A 20,414-nucleotide genomic window follows, 5' to 3' on the forward strand; every position below is an offset into this window, starting at 1 on the left:
TCTGCTTCTCGGAGCCAGCTCCCACCGCACCGGAGGAACCCGACGCATGAGCCTGCTCGTCACCGACGTCACGGTCGGCGACCGTCCCGGCCGGGCGGTGCACGTCGAGGACGGCCGCATCACCTGGCTCGGGGACGCCGCCGACGCCCCCCGTGCGGACCGCGTGATCGCGGGGGAGGGGGCGCTGCTCACCCCGGCCTTCGTGGATGCGCACGTGCACGCGACCGCAGCCGGCCTCGCGCTGACCGGCCTCGACCTCCACTCGAGCCTGAGCGTTGCCGACGCCGTCGCCGCCCTGCAGGCCCACGTCACCCGGTCCGGGGACGGCATCGTCCTGGGCACGGGGTGGGACGAGACCGCCTGGCCCGAGGGACGTGGCCTCACCCGCGCCGACCTCGACGCGGTGGTCGGCGACCGGCCCGCCTACCTGGCGCGGGTCGACGTCCACTCGGCGACGGTCTCCACGGCGCTGCTCGACCGCATCCCCGGCATCGCGGAGCTCCCCGGCTTCTCGCCGGACGGGCGCCTGCGGATCGACGCGCACCACGCCGCCCGGCAGGCGGCCTACGGCGCGGTCGACGGCGTCCAGCGCAGGTCCGCGCAGCAGGCGACGCTGCGCACGGCGGCCACGCTGGGGATCGGGAGCCTGCACGAGATGGCCGGACCCGAGGTCTCCTCGGCCGACGACCTGCGGGAACTGCTCGCCCTCGCTGCCGCCGCACCGGGACCGCGCGTGCTGGGCTACTGGGGCGAGCTCTCCGAGCGCGGCGGGCTGGACCTGGTGCGCGAGCTCGGCCTGGCCGGCGCCGGAGGAGACCTCTTCGGCGACGGCGCCCTCGGCTCGCATACCGCGGCCCTGAGCACTCCCTACAGCGACCGGCCCGAGACGTCCGGGGAGCTGCGGTTCGACACCGTCTCCGTCGTCGAGCACGTCCGCGCGTGCACCCTGGCCGGCGTCCAGGCCGGCTTCCACTGCATCGGCGACGCCGCCGTCGACCAGGTTCTGGGCGCGGTAGCGGTCGTGGTCGAGGAGCTGGGGGTCGCCGCCGTCCGGGCCTGCCGGCACCGGCTCGAGCACCTGGAGATGGTGTCCGACGAGGTGATCGACCGCATGCGGGCCTGGGACATGGTGGCGAGCGTGCAGCCGGCGTTCGACGCGTTCTGGGGCGGCGACGCCGGGATGTACGCCGAGCGGCTGGGGGTGCCCCGGGCCCTGGCGTGCAACCCGTTCGCCGACCTCGCCGACGGCGCCGTCGTCCTGGCCCTGGGCAGCGACGTCCCCGTGACCCCGCTGGACCCCTGGGGCGGGGTGCACGCCGCCGTCGACCACCGGACCCCGGGCTCGGGCCTGCGCCCGTTCGACGCCTTCGACGCCGCCACGCACGGCGGCTGGTACGCCGCCCGGGCCGAGCATCCCGCCGGTCCGCTGGCCGCGGGGGCGCCCGCGGACCTGGCGCTCTGGGCGACGCCGGACGGGCTGTCCCGGATCCTGGCCGACCGGGCACGGCCGGAGTGCCGGCTGCTGGTGGTGGACGGCGTTCAGCTCGGGTGACGGAAACGATCAGTAACGATCCGATCACACTCCGGCTCGCAGCCCTCCCGGGTCTCGATTCCGCGGCGCGCACTTCTTACAGTCCCTGGAGTTCCTGACCGGAAGCACCGCACCGTGCTTCTCCGGCGGGCGCGTCGATCCTCCCGGTCGATGCGGCGCGGCTCCGGCCGCCCGTGGCGAACCGGGCCGAGGAGGAGCGGCGGGTTCCCGGAGGAGAAGGCCGCGAGCCCCCGGCGGAGCCCACGTGGACCCGCGCCATCAGACAACGGTCGCGCCGCTCGCACCCGGTGAGCGGCCGTCCGGCCCGAAGGCGCGCCGACCACGCAGGGCCTTCGCCGGCGCCGTCCAGCAGGAGGTCCGCAACCCGTGCGGGCGACGTCGGCGTACGGCCGACCGTCCGGCGGGACGGAATGGGATGCTGGGTCGGGACCGCGCACCACCGGCGGTCCGGACCCCGCCCGAGCGGTGCGGGGACGATCCGCTCCTGCCGGGGCGGCAGCATCCGGGAGGCAGTGCGTGCCTGCAGGCGAGAGCGGGCCGGGAACGGGCACCCTGCCGAGGGCGACCGCTGCCGGAGATGCGGCCTCGGGCACTCTGCCGTCGCGTCGGCCGGGCCGTCGGCTGCCCTGGCGCACAGCGCTGGCGATCCTCGGCGGGCTCGCCCTCGTCCTCGCCTTTCCCGGCCACGACCTGCCCGCGCTCGCGTTCCTGGGCCCGGCGCTGCTGTCGATCGCCGTCCGCGGAGAACAGGCGCGCTCCGGGCTGTGGCTGGGCCTGGTGTTCGGGCTGGCCTTCTTCGTTCCGCTGTTGTCCTGGACCGGCATCTACGTCGGCCCCTTCCCGTGGCTGGCGCTCGCCGTCTTCGAGGCGCTGAACATCGGCCTCCTGGGAGCCGCCCTCGCCGCCACCTCCCGGCTGCCGCTGTGGCCGCTCTGGGGCGCCGCACTGTGGGTCGCCGACGAGGCGCTGCGCGGCCGCTTCCCGCTCGGGGGCTTCCCGTGGGGGCGGCTCGGCTTCAGCCAGACCGAGGGGCCACTGCTGTCGCTGGCCGCCTACGGCGGCGTGCCGCTGGTGAGCTTCACGGTGGCCCTGATGGGCACGCTGCTCGCCGCGGCGGTGCCAGCCCTGCTCCGCGCCTGGCGCAGCGGCGACCGCGACCGGCCCGAGGGGGAGCGCGGTCCGGCCCTGCGCGCCGCGGCCCTCGCCGTCGCCGCGGTGCTCGCCGTCCCCGTCGTGGGCGCGGCCGCTGGGCTGCCCCTGGCCGGCTCCTCGCTCACCGACGGCGGTCCGACCTCGACGGTGGCGCTGATCCAGGGGAACGTGCCGCGTGCCGGCCTGGACTTCAACGCGCAGCGGCGGGCGGTGCTCGACAACCACGTCGAGCAGACCCTGCAGCTGGCCGACGACGTCGCCGCCGGCCGCCAGGCGCAGCCCGACGTCGTCCTGTGGCCGGAGAACAGCTCCGACATCGATCCCTACACGAACGCCGACGCCGCCAGCCGGATCCAGCAGGCCGCCGACGCGATCGCCGCTCCGATCCTCGTGGGGGCGGTCGTCGAGGGGCCGGGCCGTTTCGTCAGCAACACGGCGATCGTCTGGGAGCCGGGGTCCGGGCCGGGGGACACCTACGTCAAGCGGCACCCGGTCCCGCTCGCGGAGTACGTGCCGGCCCGCAGCTTCTTCCGCTTCTTCAGCGAGAAGGTGGACCTGGTCCGGCGCGACTTCACCAAGGGCACCGAGGTCGGCGTCCTGGACGTGGGCGGCATCCGGCTCGGCGACCTGATCTGCTTCGAGGTCGTCTACGACGGCCTGGTCCGGGACGTCGTCGACGGCGGCGCAGGCATGATCGTCGTCCAGACGAACAACGCCACCTTCGGCTACACCGACGAGAGCGCCCAGCAGCTGGCCATGAGCCGGCTGCGCGCCGTCGAGTTCGGCCGCACGGTCGCCGTGGTGGCCACCAGCGGCATCTCCGCCGTCGTCGCACCGGACGGCACCGTGGTGCGGCAGTCCGAGCTCTTCACCCCCGACGTGTTCGTCGAGGAGATCGCCCAGCGCGACGACGTCACGATCGCGCAGCGCCTGGGCGCCGCGCCGGAGTGGGTGCTGACGGCGCTCGGCCTCGGCGCGCTGCTCGTCGTCGTCCGGTCCTGGTTGCTCCGCCGGCGGGGGACGGCGGCGTGAGCGACCGGGTGCTGGTCATCATCCCGACCTACAACGAGGCGGAGAACGTCGAGCGGATCCTCGCCCGGCTGCACGCCAGCGTGCCCGAGGCGCACGCGCTCGTGGTCGACGACGGCTCGCCGGACGGGACCGGACAGCTCGCCGACGCCGTCGCCGCACGGGACCCCCGGGTGCACGTGCTGCACCGCACCGCGAAGGCGGGTCTGGGCAAGGCCTACGTCGCCGGATTCCGGTGGGCGCGCGAGCGCGGATACGACGTCCTGGTCGAGATGGACGCCGACGGGTCCCACCCGCCCGAGCGGCTGCCCGCCCTGCTGGCGGCCCTGGAGGACGCGGACCTGGTCCTCGGGTCGCGCTACGTCGAGGGAGGGCAGGTCGAGGACTGGCCCGTCCACCGGCTGCTGCTGTCCCGCGTCGGCAACCGCTACACCCGCTGGGCCCTGCGGCTGCCGCTGCGCGACGCGACCGGCGGTTTCCGGGCGGCACGGGCCGAACTGATCGACCGGCTGCCCTTCGACGAGGTCTCCAGCGAGGGCTACTGCTTCCAGGTGGACTGGGCCTGGCGGGCGCTGCGCGCCGGGGCCCGGGTCGTGGAGGTGCCCATCACCTTCACCGAACGGGAGTACGGCCGGAGCAAGATGAGCGGCTCGATCGTTGGAGAGGCATGGGTGCGCGTGACCGTCTGGGGTGTCCAGGACCGGCTCGCGGGCCTGCTCCCCGGCCGGGTACGGCCGCCGGTGCCCCGGAAGGCCGACTGACCGGCTCTTCGGGCCCCCGGCGGGGAGCGCGAAGAGCGGAAGGGGAGAGGCGACGTGGCTGATCTGGTGCGCCGTCGGCTGAAGCTGGCCGTGGGGCTGACCGTGCTCGCGGAGCTGGTGGTGTTCGTGCTCGTGGCCGCCTGGATCGGTGTGGGCTGGACCGTGCTGGCCGCCCTGGCCACCAGTGCGCTGGGCGTCCTGCTGGTGGGCCGTCAGGGAACCCGGGCGCTCGCCGACCTGCGCGAGCGTGCACGGACCCGTCGCGGCGCCGGCACCGAGCTGGGCAACGCCGGCCTCGTGGCCCTGGGCGGGCTGCTCATGGTGCTGCCGGGGTTCCTCGGCGACGTCGTCGGCCTGCTGTGCCTGCTGCCCGGCACGAGGGGGCTCGTCCGCCGCGCTCTGAGCGGGCTCGTCCTGTCCCGGCTGCCCGCGGGGATGCGCGGGCCGGTGCACGTGCGCAGCGACCGTTCGCCCAGCATGGAGGAGCGGCCCGCGCCCTACGCCGAGCCGCTGGTCATCGAGGGCGAGGTCCTGCGCGGGGCCGACGGCCGCCCGCTCTGACCTCCCCGGAACGCCGAACGGCCCCGGTGGAGAGATCCACCGGGGCCGAACGAGAGTTACTGGAACGACTCGCCTCCAGGGGCCCGCCGCGAGCGTGCGAGCGGTGGGGAGGAGGCGGGTCCTTCGATCAGCTGGCGCGGGTACGCCGGCCGCGGAGCACCTCGAGGCGCTCGGCCAGAACCTCTTCGAGGTCCTCGACGCTGCGACGCTCGAGCAGCATGTCCCAGTGGGTCCGCGGGGGCTTCACCTTCTTGGGAGCCGGCTCGGTCCCACCGATGAGCTTGGCTGCGGAGCCGTCGAACTTGCACTCCCAGGTGTCGGGGAGCTCGGCGTCGTCAGCGAACGGCACCGTGAACAGGTGGCCAGAGGCGCACCGGTACTCGGCGTACTGCCGCTCGATGGGAGCCGTGTTGCGCTCGGTCTCGTAGCTGACGCTGCCCAGTCGGCTGCCGCGCAAGGAACGCTCACCCATGGCACACCGTCCTCTCGTCTTGTTTCGGTCAGGACTCGACGTCCGGTCGCCGGGGGCCTTACCCAGGAACCGCGGAGTCAGAGAGATAAACGACGAAAAAGGCGGAGAGATTCCGTCTAATCGGCTGTTCATCATCGCATGGGGTCAGATCCGGAGCGTCACCGCCCCCCTGCGGAGTGAGTTTCCGGCACCTCAGGGGAGGGAGAGCTGCCCCGGACCGGCCGCGGTCGGGCCCAGTTCGCCCCGGACGTGGTGGCGTCGGCAGAGCACCTGGTACCGGACGGCGGGGGAGGAGCCGCCCTCTCCGGGGAGCTCCGGCGGCGCGGTGTCGGCGACGACGACGGTCGCGCCCGACCGCACCATGACGCCGTCGACGACACGGGCGTTCAGCAGGCCGGGCAGCCCGCACCAGCAGAGCACCTCGACCTGGATCCGCTGCACGTCGTCGGCCACCTCGAGCAGCCGCTGGGTGCCCGGGAAGAGCCGGGCGCGGAAGTCGGTGGTCAGCCCGAAGGCGTAGACGTCCACGTGCGACTCGTCGGCCAGTTCGGCCAGCTGGTCGACCTGGCCGGGGGAGAGGAACTGCGCCTCGTCGACGATCAGGTAGTCGACCCGGTGCCCGTCGGCCCAGCGATCGCGGACGAGCAGCCGCAAATCGGTGCGCGGGTCGATCTCGATCGCTTCCCGGCGGAGCCCCACCCGCGAGCTGATCTGCGGAGCGGCCGAGCGGTCTCCCTGGGTGACCAGCAGGCCGTGCCGGCCCTGTCGGCTCTGGTTGTGGTCGACCTGGAGGGCGAGCGTGGACTTCCCACAGTCCATGGGCCCGTGGAAGAACCGCAGGTGCGCCGGTGCCGGGTGGCGCCGGCGGTCGCCGGAGGCGGGCACGACCGAGGGCAGCTCGGCGGCGGTGGTGTGCTGGGGGAGGGGAGTGGAGGGGGTGCGCATCTCCACGAGGTCGACGGTGTCCTCGGACCCGATCGCTGTCACAGCTTCTCCGGAGGGGTGTTGCCGGCGGCGAGGACGGCCCGCCGCATCGGCAGGGCCGCCAGCGCGATGAATCCGGCCACGAAGAAGAACACCAGGCTGAAGATAGCCAGCCGGTAGGAGTCGGTGAGCTGGTAGGTCAGCCCGAACGCCAGCGGCCCCAGCCAGCTCGTCCCGCGGTCGCTGATCTCGTAGAAGCCGTAGTACTCGGCCTCCTTGCCGGCGGGGATCAGCTGGCTGAACATCGAGCGCGACAGCGCCTGGGTGCCGCCCTGCACGAGGCCGATGACCGCGGCGAGCGCGTAGAACTGGGCAGCCGCGCCCTCCTGCAGGAAGAAGGCGGCACCGATGACGCCGATCCACGCCACCAGGGCGCCGAGGACGACGCGCTTGGCCCCGTACCGCCCGGCGAGCCGACCCAGGCCGAGGGCGCCGGCGATCGCCACCACCTGCACCATCAGGATCGCGCCGGTGAGCACCGACTGCTCGAGCCCGAGCTCCTCGGTGGCGTACACGGCGGACAACGAGATCACCGTCTGGACGCCGTCGTTGAAGAGCAGGTAGGCGCCGAGGAACCACAGGGTCAGCGGGAAGGCACGCATCTCCCGGAAGGTCGTGGCGAGCTGCCGGAAGCTGCTGCCCGAGCGCACCGCCGACGCCGCGACGGGGCGGTTGCGCAGCCGTGACACCGTGAAGACGGTGAACGCGCCCCACCACAGCCCCGACGTCGCCAGGCAGATCCGCACCGCCTCGCCCGTGGTCAGACCCAGCGACTCGGCGCTGAGCACCAGGACCAGGTGGACCGCCAGCAGGAGCGCTCCGCCGACGTAGCCGAAGGCCCAGCCGCGGCTGGACACCATGTCCCGCTCGTCGGGTCCGGCCAGGTCGGGCAGCCACGAGTAGTAGACGACGGTGGCGGCGCCGAAGCTGATGTTGGCGACGACGAAGAGCGCCGCGGCGAGCAGCCACCGCCCGTCGCCGGCGAAGTACAGGCCGGTGGTGGCGAGCGCGCCGAGGGCGGCGAACCCGGCGAGCATCTCCCGCTTGCGGCCGGTCCGGTCGGCGATCGCGCCGGTGAGCGGCAGCACCAGCACCTGGAGGACGACCGACGCGGAGAGCACGTAGGAGAACCAGCTGCCGGCCGCGATCGACAGGCCGAGGAACGACAGCCGCTCGTCGGGACCGGCGGCGTCCTCGGCGATCGCCGTCAGGTAGGGCCCCAGGAAGACCGTGGTCACCGAGGTGTTGAAGACCGACATCGCCCAGTCGTAGGAGTACCAGCCGAACCGTTCGCGCTTCAGGGCGCGATCGACCGGCGGCACCGACGGGGTGGCAGGCGGGGCGGAGGTCACCGCGGCAGATTTCCAGTCCGGCCGCGAGCGGTCCAGCACCGCAGCGGCGTCGTCACGGGATGTCCTCCGGGACGACGCCCCCGGGGAAGGCGGCGACCGCCGTCGTCGGACGCGTCGGGTCCACGAAGGCGGGCCGGTCCAGCTCGTCGCTCCGCAACGGCCGCAGGCCGCGGGTCAGCGCCGCGGCGATGCGCAGGCGGGCCCGGTTTGCATCGCCCACCCGGCCCATCTGAAGGTCGTCGAAGTACACCGGCGGACCGAGGTGCACCTTGAGCGCCGGTCGCCGCACGAGCGCCCGCAGCAGGGTTCGGAGCTTGCCCCTGTCGTTGCCGTACTGCAGCACCTCGTGCGCGCCCCATTGGCTCACCGGGATGACCGGGACGCGCAGACCCAGCGCGAGGCGGGCCATTCCGGTGCGGCCGCGCTCGGGCCAGAAGTCGGGCGCCAGTCCCACGCGGCCCTCCGGATAGGCGACGACGTGCCCGCCCTGCACCAGCGCGACCTCGGTGACCCGGACCGCGTGCCGGGCCAGCTCGGTGCCCCGCTCCACCCGGATGGCGCCGGTGCGCTCCAGCAGCGGCCCCGCGACGGGAGCGGAGAGGATGCCGCCGGTCGCCATGATCCGGGGGAGGACGCCGACCCGGTGCAGCGCGACGGCGACGACGAACGGATCGAAGTCGCCGATGTGGTTGGCGGCCAGGAGCAGCGGCCCGTCGCGCAGCTCCTCGGGGATGCTCCCGGTGACCTCCACCCGCCCGAAGACGCTCACCAGCCAGGAGAACCGGCGCAGCAGGAAGCGCCAGAACCACCAGGGCGGCGCCACGGCGATGGCCAGCTCCCGGGCGAACCACTCCGGGTCCTCCGGCTTCACCAGGGCGGCCAGGTCCTCCGGCAGGGGAGGGGTACGTGGTCGCCAGCTGCGCAGGCGTTCGCCGAGGGTCACCGGCCGTTCCACTGCCCGCGCTTCTCCAGCAGTTCGCGGAGCATCGCCGGGCGGTCGGTCATGATGCCGTCGACGCCCAGGTCGAGCATGGCCTCGGCCTCGACCGGGTCGTCGACGGTCCACACGTGCACCTGGAGGCCGCGGGCGTGCGCGGCGGAGACGAACCGCTCGTCGACCAGCGCCCGGCCGCCGAGCTGCAGCGGCACCTGTGCGCAGCCGGCCGGCATGCGGACCAGCCCCGCGGCCCGGGGGGAGTAGGACGACAGCCGCAGCGCGGCGACTCCGCGGGGCCCCAGCGAGGTGCAGACGGCGGGGCCGAACAGCCGGCGGGCGGCGGCGATCCGGGCGTCGGAGAACGAGCCCAGGCAGATGCGGTCGGCGACCTTCAGGCGGTGCACGAGCCGGACCAGCGGGGCGAGCACCCCGGCGGCCTTGATGTCGAGGTTGAACCGGACGTCGGGCCAGGCGGCGAGGAGGTCCTCCAGCCGCACGATCGGCTCGCGCCCGCCGATGCGGGCCTCGCTGACCTGGGCCCAGGTGAGCGAGTCGATGCGGCCGGACTGCCCGGTGACGCGCTCCAGGGTGGGGTCGTGGAAGGCGACCAGGACGCCGTCCGCGGTGACCTGGACGTCGGTCTCCAGGTACTGGTAGCCGAGGTCCACGCAGGCCTGGAAGGCCGGCATCGTGTTCTCGAGGTGCTCGATCGCCCCGCCGCGGTGCGCCATCGCCAACGGCGTCGGTGCGTCGAGGTAGGCGAACCGCGCGGGGAACACGCGTCCACGCTAGTAGGAGCCGGAACCGCGGACTGCGTCGGCCATGCGCTCGACCAGAACGGTGAGCAGCGGCCGGGGAGTGGCGAAGTTGAGCCGCGCGTGCCCGGCTCCCGGAGCGCCGCACTCCGGCCCGTCGACCAGGGCCACGCCTGCGCGCTCGAGGAAGAACTCGCCCGGCGACGTCGGCAGCTCGAGCGCGCGGAAGTCCAGCCAGGCCAGGTACGTGCCCTCGGGCGGCGTCCAGCGGACGGCGGGCAGCCGGTCGGCCAGCAGCTCGCCCAGCAGTCGTCGGTTGCCGTCCAGATAGGCGAGGACGTCGTCGAGCCACGGGCCGCCGGAGTCGTAGGCGGCGGTGCTGGCCAGGACCCCGGGGGTCGAGGCGCCGTGCGTGTAGAGGTGGCCGACCTCTTCCCAGAGCGCGGCGTCCTCGGCGTTGCTCAGGATGAGCTGGGCGGTCTTGAGACCCGGCACGTTCCAGGCCTTGGACGCCGATGTCGCCGTCAGGGTGTGCCGCGCCGTCACCTCCGACAGCGACGCGTACGGCCGGTGCGCGGCGCCCGGGTGGACCAGCGGGGCGTGGATCTCGTCGGAGAACACCCGGGCACCGGCGGCCTCGACGACGTCGGCGAGCTCGAGCTGCTCCTCGGCGGTGAACACCCGGCCCAGCGGGTTGTGCGGATTGACGTGGACGAACAGCCCACCTCCGCCAGCGAGAGCAGCCGCGATGCCCTCGAGGTCGTAGGCCGGCCGACCGTCCCGCTCGATCATCGGGACCTCGAACAGCTCGCGGCCCAGCGCCCCCGGAACCTTTCGGAACGGCATGTACGCCGGGGTGGGCAGCACCACGGCCGCTCCCGGGGGAGTGAACCGCTCGATCGCCACCTGGAGACCGGCGATGACGTCGGCCAGCGGGGCGATCCTGGGCGGGGGCACGTCCCAGCCGTAGCGGCGTGCCAGCCAGCCCGAGCAGGCGCGCGCCAGGGCCTCGGCGTCCTGCGTGGTCAGATAGCCGAGCCGGCCGCGGTCGACGGCGTCGTGCAGGGCGGCGGTGACCACCGGTGCGGTGCCGAAGTCCATCTCCGCCACGAACGCACCGAGCGCCGGTCCGTAGCGCGTCCACTTCAGGCTGCCCGCGGCTCGGAGCGAGTCCTCGGAGAGGGCGTCGAACCCCAGCGTCCGCGGGTCGCCCGGCGTTTCGGTCACGGGATGCCTCCTCGTTGCGTGGTCGTGGGCGTGTCACCCGCCGCTGTCAGCGGCGGCGTCTACCGTCCCGAGACGTGGCACAGCAGCACGCGGCAGGCGGCACGAGCACCCTTCCCGTCGCTCCCCTCCCCAGCCGGGGGAGCGATGAGCAGCGACGGTGCGGGTGGTGTCGTCGTGTCCTGCCCTCGCAGGGCTCGGTGGGCCGGCCCCGGCTGTACTGCGGTCAGGCGTGCCGTCAGCGGGCCTACGAGCAGCGCTCCGCCACCCAGAAGGCCGGCCTGCCCGGGGACGTCGTCCTCGTGTCGCGCGCCGACCTCGACGGGCTGCAGGACCGGCTGTACCAGCTGCGCTGCGCCTTGGAGGACGTGCAGACCATGCTCGGCGAGAAGCACACCAAGGCGGAGCTCGAGCGCTCGCTGGCCGACCTGGTGCACTCCACCGGCCGGCTCGACCGGCTCTGGGTCAGCGAGCGCTCGAGCTAGCGGCTGGGATCAGTCCGGGTCCTGCGAGTCGTCGTTCTCGTCCTCGGTGCCCGGCTGCTGGTTGCTGTTGTCGGGCAGGTTGCCCTGCTCCTCGCTGCCCGGGTCGTCGCCGTCGGTGTTCTCGCTGTCGTCCGTCGTGCCGTCGTTCTGGTCCTGACCGGCGGCTTGGCAGCCGGTCATCGTCACGCCACCTCCGAAGAGCGCCAGAGCGGCGAACAGCGCGGCAAGCGGTCGTCTGATGTGCATGCCTCGACCCTACGAACACCTGCCTCTGAGCGCCCCTCGAACCTCGCACACCGGAGTGATTACGTCAGTGTTACGTAATTACTCCGGTGCAGGTGGACAGGGGGGTAGCGCCCTCAGGGCGGCTGTACGGGCCTGCGGGCACATCGGGACGTATCGGCGACCCGCAGTGGCGGCCCCGGCATCAAGATCATCAGAAATCAAGATCGACAGACCAGGGGAGTCGGACAGGGGTGTCCGGAGGTGTGCACACGTCGGCGGCGGCGGGTCCGCCGCACCGGCGCAGATCGAGCCGGCGCCACGAGTTCAGACACTCGCAGCGGCACGGCATCCGAGAGGCGACGGGTCGGCCACGCAGAGGCACACCGACGCGGCAGTTCCACCCAGCGCGGTCGGTTCGGCGGATCGCGATCACAAGATCATCAACCCCTCTCACCGCGCCTGGTTCGTGCGCCGATAATCGACGTTATGTCAACTCGTCTGGAGCGGAGGTGTCGGAAGGGGTCCGACGTCCTCCCCGATGAGCGTGCCACTCCCACCGCTGTGCGCCGCGGACCCGAGCAGCTGACCGCGCAGGAACGGGAGACGATGACCGCATGCCTGTCGCCTGGACACACGTCGGCCGCTTCTGGACCAACGGCGAGCCGTTCCTGGCCGTGGACGAGGATCTGCTCCCGGCATGGCGCGGCATGTCGGACGAGGCCTACGAGGCTCTGGTCCCCCACCTGGACTACGAGCTCAGCAGCATCCCGGTGGGCGCAGGCTCCGCGGCGATCGTCCTGACCGATCCGGAGATCGGCGACGAGGGCTGGCTGGAGGTCTTCCGTGGCGACGACGGCAGCATCGCCGTCCTCCAGGTCAGTGCCGAGAACTATCGGGACGTGCTGGAGCTGGCGTTGCGCTTCCCGGCCACCGACGACCAGCCCGGCGACGGCGTCGCGGTGCCCAGTGGCCGGTTGGCTTTCGTCAGCGCCGCGCTGGACGGCACCGGCGACGACGGCGCACTGCTGATGCCCGAGTCCCCCGGTGCGACCCCGCAGTCCGACGACGCCGAGCCGGACGACCGCAGCCCGTTGCTCGTCGTCCCACCCGGCTCGTTCACCATGTCGGTCCGCTGGCGCACCGAGCTCGGCGAGGACGCCGCCTTCGCCCGCTGGACGTTCGCCCGGGTCGACCGCTGAGTTTCGTCACACCCGACCGTCGTACCTGGACAGCAGCCCATTCCCCCTGGAGGTTCCGTGCCCGGCAGACTGCAGCCGATTCTCGTCACGCCCGACCTCGAGCGCCTCCGCGCCTTCTACGTCGGCATCCTGGACGCGACCGAGGTGCGGCGGTACCCCGACGACGGGCCGGTGTTCTTCGTGGGGCTCCGCTTCGGGGACGGCGACGAGCTCGGTCTGGTCGCCGACACCGCGGTGGAGGCCGGCACTCCTGGGCGGGTGGTGCTCAGCATCGACGTGGCCGACGTCGACGCGCTCCTCCCCCGCGTCGAGGAACTCGGCGGCCGCGCGCCCGGTCCGCCCAACGACATGCCGTGGGGCCAACGGGTCGCGCACGTCGCGGATCCCGACGGCAACGCGCTCAACCTCACGCAGCAGCTGGAAGCCGGTTCGCCGGTTCCGCCGCAGGTCCGCGGGTAGCGGTCGGGGAACGCCCGACCGAGGAGGATCCATGACCGAGCAGCGCCCCGACACCGACGAGCAGGACGAGCCCGGCGGCACGCCGTCCCCGAGCCCCGACAACCTGACCGACCGCCCCCTCTCCCCCGGAGACGACGGATCGGCGAAGGCCGTGCCCGGCGCCTACGAGGCCGACGAGTCCGAGCAGGAGCGCGGAAAGGCCGTCAAGCCCGGCAACTGAGACAGGCTCCGCGGCGGACCGCGCGTGCCACGATCGGCGTCGTGGACGTCTTCGCGCACATCGCCGACGAGCGACGTGGCCTGGCAGACCTGGTGTCGGGACTGTCCACCGAGCAGCGGACGACCCCGAGCCTGTGCGCCGAGTGGGACGTCCACCACGTGGTCGCGCACCTCGTCGTGCCCCTGGAGGTGGGGATCCCCCGGTTCGTGCTGGCGATGCTGGCCGCCCGGGGGAACTTCGACCGCGCGAACGTCCGAATGGCCCGCGAGCAGGGGCGGCGTCCCTTCGCCGAGCTCGTCGAGGTGCTCCGCCGCAAGGCCGACTCGCGGTTCACCCCTCCCGGTGCCGGCCCCGAGGCGCCGCTCACCGATCTGCTGGTGCACGGCCTGGACATCCGCCGGCCCCTGGGCCTGGCGCGCGACATCCCCGAGGAGCGCCTGCGCACGTCACTGGAGTTCGTGGCGGCCGGCGGCCTCGACGCCGAGCCCACCGTGCGCGGGCTGCGCTTCGAGGCCGACGACGTCGCCTGGTCGTCCGGCAGCGGCCCGGTCATGCGCGGCCGGGCCGAGGCGCTGCTGCTGGCGATGACGGGCCGCGGGACGGCGCTCGACGAGCTCAGCGGCGACGGCGTCGCGACCCTGCGGAGCCGGCTGGCCTGACCCGGTCGCCGCCCTGCAGCCATCCCTGCAACAGGCCGGTGACCCACGGGAGCATCACGTAGACCATGAGCGGGGTGAGGACCGCGGTCAGCACGAGCACCCGCAGCACGACGTGCACGTCACCCAGCGCCGCTCCGAGCGTCACGGTCGCCAGCAGGTTCATCGGAAAGAAGACCAGCCAGATCGTCACGGCCTGCTTCCACCGCGGCGGCGCGGCCGGAGCCGGCGCGGCGTGGACCTCCTCGACCAGCGGGGAGTCGAACCAGCCCTCGATGCCGGTGCGGCGCTCCGTGCGCGTGACCTCGGCGAGCCCCTGAGCCGAGCGCAACCACCACTGCCGCTCCGCCGATGCCTCCCAGCCCACCAACGCCGACTGATCGGCGAAGCGGGCGAGCATGTGCCACTCGTCGGCGTCGCGGCGCGAGCGCACCCAGCCGCCGCCGAGGAACCCGGGGAAGCTCTCGGCCATGCTGAGACCGGCGCGGATCCACGCCGTCATCTCACGCGTCTGCGCCGGGTCGGCGCGCCGCGTGAAGGAGACCGTCACCGGGAGGTCGTCCCGGCTGACGGAGGTGGTCGTCGTCATCGCTCCAGCATCCGGCCTGGATGCCGGAATCGCGTCCCCCGAGCTGGTGTGAGGCGCCTCTCCGCACCGGGCGACACGGGCGCCGCTCCCCCGGTCCTGCCAGGTCGGTGCGGTTGACTGCCCGGCGTGGAGGTCCTCGGCCGGTTCTGGGCGCGCGTCACCGCGACGGTCCCCGACCTGTCGACGACGGTGCTGCTGACGACGGCGGTCGCGGCGGCGGTACTTGTCCTCTCCCCCGCCCTCTGGCGTCCGGCCCGCAACGTCGTGACGATCGCGCACGAGGGCGCGCATGGCCTCGTCGCGCTCGCCGCGGGGCGTCGGCTGGCCGGCATCCGGCTGCACTCCGACACCTCGGGGCTGACGGTCTCCGCCGGGCGGCCCACCGGGCTCGGGATGGTGCTGACCTGCGCGGCCGGCTACACCGGGCCCGCCCTGTTCGGCCTGGGTGCGGCGGCGCTGCTCTCGGCCGGCCACGCCGTCGGCCTGCTGTGGGCTCTGCTCGCCCTGCTGGCGCTGCTGCTGGTGCAGATCCGCAACTGGTACGGGCTGTGGTCGGTGCTCGTCACCGGCGGCATCGTCTTCGCCGCCACCTGGTGGCTCCCCCCGGACGGGCAGGCCGCGTTCGCCGCGCTGGCCACCTGGTTCCTCCTGCTCGCTGCTCCCCGCGCCGTCCTCGAGCTGCAGACCGCCCGCCGGCGGCGGTCGGCGTCGGACTCCGACGCCGACCAACTGGCCAGGCTCACGCCGTTCCCCGCCCTGTTCTGGGTCGGTTTCTTCCTGCTCGTCGACGTCGGTGCGCTCGTTCTGGGCGCGAGGTGGCTGCTCACCTGAGCCACCGGCTACGCCGGTCCGGTGTTGGGGATAACGGTCGTATCGGCAGCCGTGAACGGGCGCCGCAACCGCTGCCTCCGAACCGCCGCCGGCGCTCTGCGTGCGCTCCTCGTGCTCTGCGCGCGCTGCAGGATGCTTAGAGCACGAGGAGCAGCAGAGAGCGCCCCCGATGCGCGCCGCGCACGGGCCGGCGCGACCAGCCGACGTCAGGCGGTGCGCCCCCGGGAGCGCCGGCGGGGCTCACGGCCGGGCGGCTGCGACACCGGCTCGACATCGGGCGGCGGGGGCACGTCCAGCACCAGGTCGCTGTGATCCACCGTCACCCGGCGCCCGTGGTGGCGGATGGCCAGCGGTTCGCCGTCCACCAGCCGGTAGGTCGTCCGGTCCGGCTCGACGGTCACAGTCAGCTTGCGGCCGCGGTAGACGACGCGGAAGCGCAGTCGGGTGATCCGCTCAGGCAGCCGCGGCGCGAAGGTGAGCTCCCCGCCGTGGTCCCGCAGCCCACCGAAGCCGGCGACCGCCACCGTCCACCCACCGGCCAGCGAGGCGATGTGCAGCCCGTGCCCGGAGTTGGAGTGCAGGTTCTGGATGTCGGTGAGCGCCGCCTCGGCCCAGTACTGGTGCGCGAGCTCGAGGTGCCCGGTCTCCGCGGCGACGACCGCCTGCTGGGTGGCCGAGAGCGAGGAGTCCCGGGTGGTGCGGGGCTCGTAGTAGGCGAAATCAGCGATCTTCTCCTCGAGGGTGAACGCGTCCCCCCGCAGGTGCAGCGCCATCACCAGGTCGGCCTGCTTGACCACCTGGGTCCGGTAGATCTCGAAGTAGGGGTAGTGCAGCAGCAGCGGGTACTTCTCCCGCGGCGTGCCCGCGAAGTCCCACTCCTCGTGGTGGGTGAAGCCGTCGGACTGCATGTGCACGCCGCGCTGGGTGTCGTAGGGCACCGCCATCAGCGACGCCGCCCGCAGCCACTCGGCCACCTCGTCGTCGGTGATCCCCATCCGGGCCGCGACGTCGGGCTGCCGCCGCACCGCCACGGCCGCCTCGCGCAGGTTCCGCTGCGCCATGAGGTTCGTGTAGACGTTGTTGTCCACGACGGCGGTGTACTCGTCAGGCCCGGTGACGCCGTCGATGCGGAAGCCGTGCTCGGCGTCGAAGTGACCCAACGAGGCCCAGAGCCGCGCCGTCTCCAACAGCAGCTCGGCGCCGTAGTCGCGGTCGAAGGACTCGTCCAGCGTGGCGGAGTGGTAGCGGACGACGGCGTCGGCGATGTCGGCGTTGATGTGGAAGGCCGCCGTTCCGGCGGGCCAGTAGCCCGAGGTCTCCTCGCCGCGGATCGTCCGCCACGGGAACGCCGCTCCCCGCAGACCCAGCACCCGTGCGCGGTCGCGCGCCAGGCCGAGCGTCGAGTACCGCCAGATCAACGCGTCCCGGACGGCCTGGGGCGCGGTGTAGGTGAGCACCGGCAGCACGTAGGTCTCGGTGTCCCAGAAGGTGTGCCCGTCGTAGCCCGGCCCGGTGAGGCCCTTGGCGGGGATGGCCTGCCGCTCCGCGCGCAGCCCGGCCTGCAGGACGTGGAACATCCCGACGCGCACCGCCTGCTGCAGCTCGTCGTCGCCCTCGATCTCGACGTCGGCCTCGTCCCAGTGCTGGGCCAGCAGCTCCCGCTGCTCACGCAGCAGCCGGTCGAAGCCGGCCAGCTTCGCCGTCGACAGCGCGGCCTCCACCTGGTCGCGCAGCGCCGGGGCCGAGCGACGGGAGGACCAGCCGTAGGCCAGGAACTTGACCAGGGTGAGCGAGCCGCCGGGCGGGATGCGGGCGGCCAGCGTGTACCGGGCGAGGTCGCTCGCGGCCTCGACGTCCTCGGTGCAGCTGTCGGGGACCGTGATGAGGTGGTCCATGCCGGCGGCCACCCGCAGCCTGCTGCGCTTGGTGTGGTGTACCAGCACCGCCTTGCGGCCCCGGGCGGCGGCCAGCTCGCACTGCAGGGGGTTGGCCAGGGCCGCCGCGGCGCGCGGGTCGTCGTCCTCTCCCGCTGCGACGCCGTCGTCGTTGGCCAGCAGGTCCGACTGCAGGGCGACGTAGAGGTCGCCGAGGTCGTCGACGACCTCGACCTTGTACTCGACGGCGGCGATGGAGCGGCGCACGAGCGACACCAGCCGGGTGCTGGTCACCCGCACGGTGCGCCCACCCGGCGAGCGCCACTCGGTGGACCGCCGCAGCACGCCGGCCTTGAGGTCCAGCGTCCGCTGGTGGTCGATGATCTCGCCGTAGGTCAGGTCCAGCGGGGAGTCGTTGACCAGCAGCCGGATCAGCTTGCCGTCGGTCACGTTGACGACCGTCTGGCCCATCTCGGGGAAGCCGTAGCCGGCCTCCGCGTAGGGCAGCGGCCGCTCCTCGAAGAAGCCGTTGAGGTAGGTGCCCGGCACCGCGACCGGCTCGCCCTCCTCGAAGGAGCCGCGCATGCCGATGTGCCCGTTGGCCAGCGCGAACACCGACTCGTGCACGCCGAGCGAGCTGTGGTCCAGGCCCACCTCGGTGAGCGCCCAGGGCTCGACCGGGAAGACCGCGCGCCCCTCCGTCACGACCGGTCCAGCAGCTGGTCGAGGTCGGTGACGACGACGTCGGCCCCCGAGGACGCGAGCCCGTCGGCCTGACCCACCCGGTCGACGCCGACGACGAACGCGAAGCCACCGGCCCGCCCCGCGGCCACGCCGGCCAGCGCGTCCTCGAACACCACGGCCTCCGTCGGCTCCACCCCCAGCGCGCGGGCGCCGGCGAGGAAGGTGTCCGGCGCCGGCTTGCCGCGCAGCCCCTCGCGGGCGGCCACGACGCCGTCGACGCGGGTGTCGATGAGGTCGGCGAACCCGCCGGAGGCGACCACCTGCTCACCGTTCGCCGACGCCGTCACCACCGCGGTGGCCAGCCCGGCCTCCTTCGCGGCGCGCAGGTAGCGGATCGAGCCCTCGTAGACCTCGACGCCGTGCTCCTCGAGCTCGCGCAGCACCAGCTCGTTCTTGCGGGTGGCCACGCCCTGCACGGTGGCGGCGTCGGCAGCATCGCCAGTGGAGCCCTCCGGCAGCGAGATGTCGCGACTGGCCAGGAAGTCGCGGACCCCGTCGGCCCGGGGCTTGCCGTCGACGTAGCGGTTGTAGTCCTCCTGCGTGAACTCCGGCAGAGCCGGGTCCCGGCCGCGGAGGAACTCGTCGAAGGTGCGCTTCCAGGCAGCCATGTGCACAGTCGCGGTCCGGGTCAGCACGCCGTCGAGGTCGAAGAGACAGGCGCGTACGCCGTCGGGCAGGCCGAGCGTTCGCGGAGAGGACACGCCCGCGACGCTACCGGCGGACGGCGGCGCGCACGTGTCGGAAGTGCGGCGGCGGTGTGACGGCGGCGGTGGAACCGGAGCGGGGCCGACGGGCGCGTGTCGGCCCCGCTGCCTAGGGTCGCGACGGGACGGCGATGCGCATCCGACCAGCCGTTCCGCCGCTACCCGAGGAGACGACCACCATGGCCGACCGGCCCACCCCGCCGAACCCGTACGACTTCCTGCCGCAGGTGCCGGGCTTCACGGTGACCAGCAGCGACGTGACCGAGGGCGAGGTGCTCCCGATGCCGCACGTCAGCGGGGTCATGGGGGCCGGTGGCGAGGACCGCTCCCCGCAGCTGTCCTGGTCCGGTTTCCCGGAGGGCACGAAGAGCTTCGCCGTCACCGTCTACGACCCCGACGCCCCCACCGCGAGCGGCTTCTGGCACTGGGCGGTGGCCAACCTCCCGGCCTCGACCACGGAGCTGCCCTCGGGCGCCGGCGACAAGGACGCCCCCCAGCTGCCCGCCGGCGCGCTGCAGCTGCGCAACGACGGCGGCTTCGCCGGCTACGTGGGCGCCGCTCCCCCGGCCGGTCACGGCCCGCACCGCTACTTCGTCGTCGTGCACGCCGTCGACACCGAGACGCTCGACGTCGATGCCGACACCACCCCGGCCGTGCTCGGCTTCAACCTGTTCTTCCACACGCTGGCCCGGGCGACGCTGGTCGCCACCTACGCGCAGTAGGAGGACCCCGTCCTCCCCACCCCTCGCGCACTCGGGGCGGGCCCCTGGACGGGGCCGCCCCGAGCTGCGGACGTCTCAGTCCGCGAGTTCAGCAACGCACGTGGTGGCCAGGCGGGCGAAGCCGACCCGCTCGTACACGCGGGCGACGTCGTCGTCACCGGCGGCGAGGAAGACCAGATCGGCGGTCTCCCGGGCGTGCGCCACCAGTGCGGAGGCGATGCCGGCGCCCAGCCCGCGGGCGCGCAGGCGGGGCAGTGTGGCCACGCCGACGATCTCGCTGACCACCGTGCCGTCCAGGTCGATCGGCTGGTGCGAGCCGACCGCTACGGGCCTGCCGTTCTCCATGGCGACCATCATCACGGTGCGGCCCTCGGCGATCCGCTCGCGCAGCACGGCCGTGCGCGCCGCGGCCTCCGGGGAGGTGTCCAGCGGCGCCTCGTGCACGTCCGAGGACCCGCCGGGGTGCGCGAACGCGATGTCGGCGACCCGCTGGTACTCGGGCAGCTGCGGGTCCTCGGCGCCGACGAGGAACAGTCGCACCCCCACCGGCAGCACCAGGTCCACGACGTCGTCGGCGACCAGCAGCGGAAGCTCCTCGACGGGCATGCCCGCCGCACGGGCCGCGCCGGCCACCTCCGGAGAGCACTCCGGGATCCACTCCAGGGCGGCGGGCAGCCCGGCCCGCCGCTGCAGTTCGATCGCCGCCCGCACGTCGTCCACCGTGACCGGCGCGCCGTCGCCGTCGCGGCGCGGCCGCGCCGGATGGGGCCAGGTCACATCCGCGATCGGGACGTCGAGGGCACCGGCCCGCTCGACCCGCGCATCCAGCAGCGGCGCGGCGGCGAAGTAGCTCTCGATGCACTCGAGCAGCCCCGGGCGGGAAGACACGCTCGAACCCTAGACGCGTCCGCGCCCGGGAGGGTTGCC

General features: G+C 73.5%; 22 protein-coding genes. 11 read left to right on the forward strand and 11 right to left on the reverse strand.

Going from position 1 to position 20,414, the window contains the following annotated elements:
* The first annotated feature begins 46 nt into the window (after nt 1-46).
* The 4 genes from LBW97_RS11425 to LBW97_RS11440 all read left to right on the forward strand — a co-directional run bounded on the left by LBW97_RS11425 (nt 47) and on the right by LBW97_RS11440 (nt 5,055).
* Nucleotides 47-1,552 carry an amidohydrolase gene (locus LBW97_RS11425; protein WP_224499495.1) on the forward strand — a complete coding sequence of 502 codons (1,506 nt, stop codon included), beginning with the start codon at nt 47-49 and terminating at the stop codon, nt 1,550-1,552.
* Between the two features lie 516 nt (nt 1,553-2,068).
* Nucleotides 2,069-3,736 carry an apolipoprotein N-acyltransferase gene (gene lnt, locus LBW97_RS11430; RefSeq protein WP_224499496.1) on the forward strand — a complete coding sequence of 556 codons (1,668 nt, stop codon included), beginning with the start codon at nt 2,069-2,071 and terminating at the stop codon, nt 3,734-3,736.
* Entirely contained in the window at nt 3,733-4,494 is a 762-nt protein-coding gene (locus LBW97_RS11435; RefSeq protein WP_224499497.1) for a polyprenol monophosphomannose synthase, read from the forward strand. The genes lnt and LBW97_RS11435 overlap by 4 nt, the downstream gene beginning before the upstream one ends.
* Before the next feature lie 54 nt (nt 4,495-4,548).
* Nucleotides 4,549-5,055 carry an FxsA family protein gene (locus tag LBW97_RS11440; RefSeq protein ID WP_224499498.1) on the forward strand — a complete coding sequence of 169 codons (507 nt, stop codon included), beginning with the start codon at nt 4,549-4,551 and terminating at the stop codon, nt 5,053-5,055.
* A 127-nt stretch (nt 5,056-5,182) separates the two neighbouring features.
* On the opposite strand, the gene LBW97_RS11445 is transcribed toward LBW97_RS11440, so the two are convergent.
* From LBW97_RS11445 to LBW97_RS11470, 6 genes are all read right to left on the reverse strand, one after another.
* On the reverse strand, nt 5,183-5,527 hold the full coding sequence (locus tag LBW97_RS11445; protein WP_104523881.1) for an RNA polymerase-binding protein RbpA: 345 nt from the start codon (nt 5,525-5,527) through the stop codon (nt 5,183-5,185).
* Nucleotides 5,528-5,719: 192 nt separating this feature from the next.
* On the reverse strand, nt 5,720-6,514 hold the full coding sequence (locus LBW97_RS11450) for a thymidine kinase (RefSeq protein WP_224499499.1): 795 nt from the start codon (nt 6,512-6,514) through the stop codon (nt 5,720-5,722).
* On the reverse strand, nt 6,511-7,863 hold the full coding sequence (locus LBW97_RS11455; protein WP_224499500.1) for an MFS transporter: 1,353 nt from the start codon (nt 7,861-7,863) through the stop codon (nt 6,511-6,513). Before LBW97_RS11455 ends, LBW97_RS11450 begins: the two co-directional genes overlap by 4 nt.
* A gap of 52 nt (nt 7,864-7,915) precedes the next feature.
* The gene (locus LBW97_RS11460; protein WP_224499501.1) at nt 7,916-8,806 is read right to left on the reverse strand and encodes a 1-acyl-sn-glycerol-3-phosphate acyltransferase; all 891 of its coding nucleotides are present in this window, start codon (nt 8,804-8,806) and stop codon (nt 7,916-7,918) included.
* Entirely contained in the window at nt 8,803-9,579 is a 777-nt protein-coding gene (locus LBW97_RS11465) for a glycerophosphodiester phosphodiesterase (protein WP_224499502.1), read from the reverse strand. Before LBW97_RS11465 ends, LBW97_RS11460 begins: the two co-directional genes overlap by 4 nt.
* A gap of 9 nt (nt 9,580-9,588) precedes the next feature.
* Nucleotides 9,589-10,782 carry a MalY/PatB family protein gene (locus LBW97_RS11470; RefSeq protein WP_224499503.1) on the reverse strand — a complete coding sequence of 398 codons (1,194 nt, stop codon included), beginning with the start codon at nt 10,780-10,782 and terminating at the stop codon, nt 9,589-9,591.
* Between the two features lie 197 nt (nt 10,783-10,979).
* On the opposite strand from LBW97_RS11470, the gene LBW97_RS11475 reads away from it, so the two are divergent.
* Nucleotides 10,980-11,264, forward strand: coding sequence for a hypothetical protein (locus LBW97_RS11475; protein ID WP_224499504.1), 285 nt, complete (start codon nt 10,980-10,982; stop codon nt 11,262-11,264).
* Nucleotides 11,265-11,273: 9 nt separating this feature from the next.
* On the opposite strand, the gene LBW97_RS11480 is transcribed toward LBW97_RS11475, so the two are convergent.
* On the reverse strand, nt 11,274-11,510 hold the full coding sequence (locus tag LBW97_RS11480) for a hypothetical protein (protein WP_224499505.1): 237 nt from the start codon (nt 11,508-11,510) through the stop codon (nt 11,274-11,276).
* A 593-nt stretch (nt 11,511-12,103) separates the two neighbouring features.
* On the opposite strand from LBW97_RS11480, the gene LBW97_RS11485 reads away from it, so the two are divergent.
* From LBW97_RS11485 to LBW97_RS11500, 4 genes are read left to right on the forward strand one after another with little or no spacing between them, the layout of a single operon-like run.
* Nucleotides 12,104-12,688, forward strand: coding sequence for a hypothetical protein (locus LBW97_RS11485; protein ID WP_224499506.1), 585 nt, complete (start codon nt 12,104-12,106; stop codon nt 12,686-12,688).
* 57 nt (nt 12,689-12,745) lie between these two features.
* Nucleotides 12,746-13,147, forward strand: coding sequence for a VOC family protein (locus tag LBW97_RS11490; RefSeq protein WP_224499507.1), 402 nt, complete (start codon nt 12,746-12,748; stop codon nt 13,145-13,147).
* A gap of 31 nt (nt 13,148-13,178) precedes the next feature.
* Nucleotides 13,179-13,367, forward strand: coding sequence for a hypothetical protein (locus LBW97_RS11495; protein WP_224499508.1), 189 nt, complete (start codon nt 13,179-13,181; stop codon nt 13,365-13,367).
* 41 nt (nt 13,368-13,408) lie between these two features.
* Nucleotides 13,409-14,026 carry a maleylpyruvate isomerase family mycothiol-dependent enzyme gene (locus LBW97_RS11500; RefSeq protein ID WP_224499509.1) on the forward strand — a complete coding sequence of 206 codons (618 nt, stop codon included), beginning with the start codon at nt 13,409-13,411 and terminating at the stop codon, nt 14,024-14,026.
* Here LBW97_RS11500 and LBW97_RS11505 read toward each other — a convergent pair.
* On the reverse strand, nt 13,983-14,612 hold the full coding sequence (locus LBW97_RS11505; RefSeq protein WP_224499510.1) for an antibiotic biosynthesis monooxygenase: 630 nt from the start codon (nt 14,610-14,612) through the stop codon (nt 13,983-13,985). The genes LBW97_RS11500 and LBW97_RS11505 overlap by 44 nt on opposite strands.
* Before the next feature lie 126 nt (nt 14,613-14,738).
* Here LBW97_RS11505 and LBW97_RS11510 point away from each other — a divergent pair, with 126 nt between their 5' ends.
* On the forward strand, nt 14,739-15,443 hold the full coding sequence (locus LBW97_RS11510) for a M50 family metallopeptidase (protein ID WP_224499511.1): 705 nt from the start codon (nt 14,739-14,741) through the stop codon (nt 15,441-15,443).
* A 206-nt stretch (nt 15,444-15,649) separates the two neighbouring features.
* Here the strand turns inward: LBW97_RS11510 and LBW97_RS11515 are convergent, their stop codons facing one another.
* Nucleotides 15,650-18,022: a glycoside hydrolase family 65 protein gene (locus tag LBW97_RS11515; protein WP_224499512.1), complete on the reverse strand. Its 2,373-nt coding sequence runs from the start codon at nt 18,020-18,022 to the stop codon at nt 15,650-15,652.
* Nucleotides 18,019-18,762 carry a beta-phosphoglucomutase family hydrolase gene (locus tag LBW97_RS11520; RefSeq protein WP_224499513.1) on the reverse strand — a complete coding sequence of 248 codons (744 nt, stop codon included), beginning with the start codon at nt 18,760-18,762 and terminating at the stop codon, nt 18,019-18,021. Before LBW97_RS11520 ends, LBW97_RS11515 begins: the two co-directional genes overlap by 4 nt.
* A 182-nt stretch (nt 18,763-18,944) precedes the next feature.
* On the opposite strand from LBW97_RS11520, the gene LBW97_RS11525 reads away from it, so the two are divergent.
* Nucleotides 18,945-19,487 (forward strand): YbhB/YbcL family Raf kinase inhibitor-like protein, encoded by a 543-nt coding sequence (locus LBW97_RS11525; protein ID WP_374489842.1) that lies wholly within the window; start codon nt 18,945-18,947, stop codon nt 19,485-19,487.
* Nucleotides 19,488-19,562: 75 nt separating this feature from the next.
* On the opposite strand, the gene LBW97_RS11530 is transcribed toward LBW97_RS11525, so the two are convergent.
* On the reverse strand, nt 19,563-20,375 hold the full coding sequence (locus LBW97_RS11530) for a GNAT family N-acetyltransferase (protein ID WP_224499515.1): 813 nt from the start codon (nt 20,373-20,375) through the stop codon (nt 19,563-19,565).
* Between the last annotated feature and the right edge of the window lie 39 nt (nt 20,376-20,414).

The organism is Blastococcus sp. LR1 (assembly GCF_020166105.1).
In the GTDB taxonomy this organism is placed as follows: Bacteria; Actinomycetota; Actinomycetes; order Mycobacteriales; family Geodermatophilaceae; genus Blastococcus.

What these genes read in the sequence shown, in the direction of transcription:
- LBW97_RS11425 (WP_224499495.1), top strand. Translation starts at nt 47, where the DNA reads ATGAGCCTGCTCGTCACCGACGTCACGGTCGGCGACCGTCCCGGCCGG.
- LBW97_RS11445 (WP_104523881.1), bottom strand. Translation starts at nt 5,527, where the DNA reads ATGGGTGAGCGTTCCTTGCGCGGCAGCCGACTGGGCAGCGTCAGCTAC.
- LBW97_RS11480 (WP_224499505.1), bottom strand. Translation starts at nt 11,510, where the DNA reads ATGCACATCAGACGACCGCTTGCCGCGCTGTTCGCCGCTCTGGCGCTC.
- LBW97_RS11485 (WP_224499506.1), top strand. Translation starts at nt 12,104, where the DNA reads ATGCCTGTCGCCTGGACACACGTCGGCCGCTTCTGGACCAACGGCGAG.
- LBW97_RS11495 (WP_224499508.1), top strand. Translation starts at nt 13,179, where the DNA reads ATGACCGAGCAGCGCCCCGACACCGACGAGCAGGACGAGCCCGGCGGC.
- LBW97_RS11505 (WP_224499510.1), bottom strand. Translation starts at nt 14,612, where the DNA reads ATGACGACGACCACCTCCGTCAGCCGGGACGACCTCCCGGTGACGGTC.
- LBW97_RS11525 (WP_374489842.1), top strand. Translation starts at nt 18,945, where the DNA reads ATGGCCGACCGGCCCACCCCGCCGAACCCGTACGACTTCCTGCCGCAG.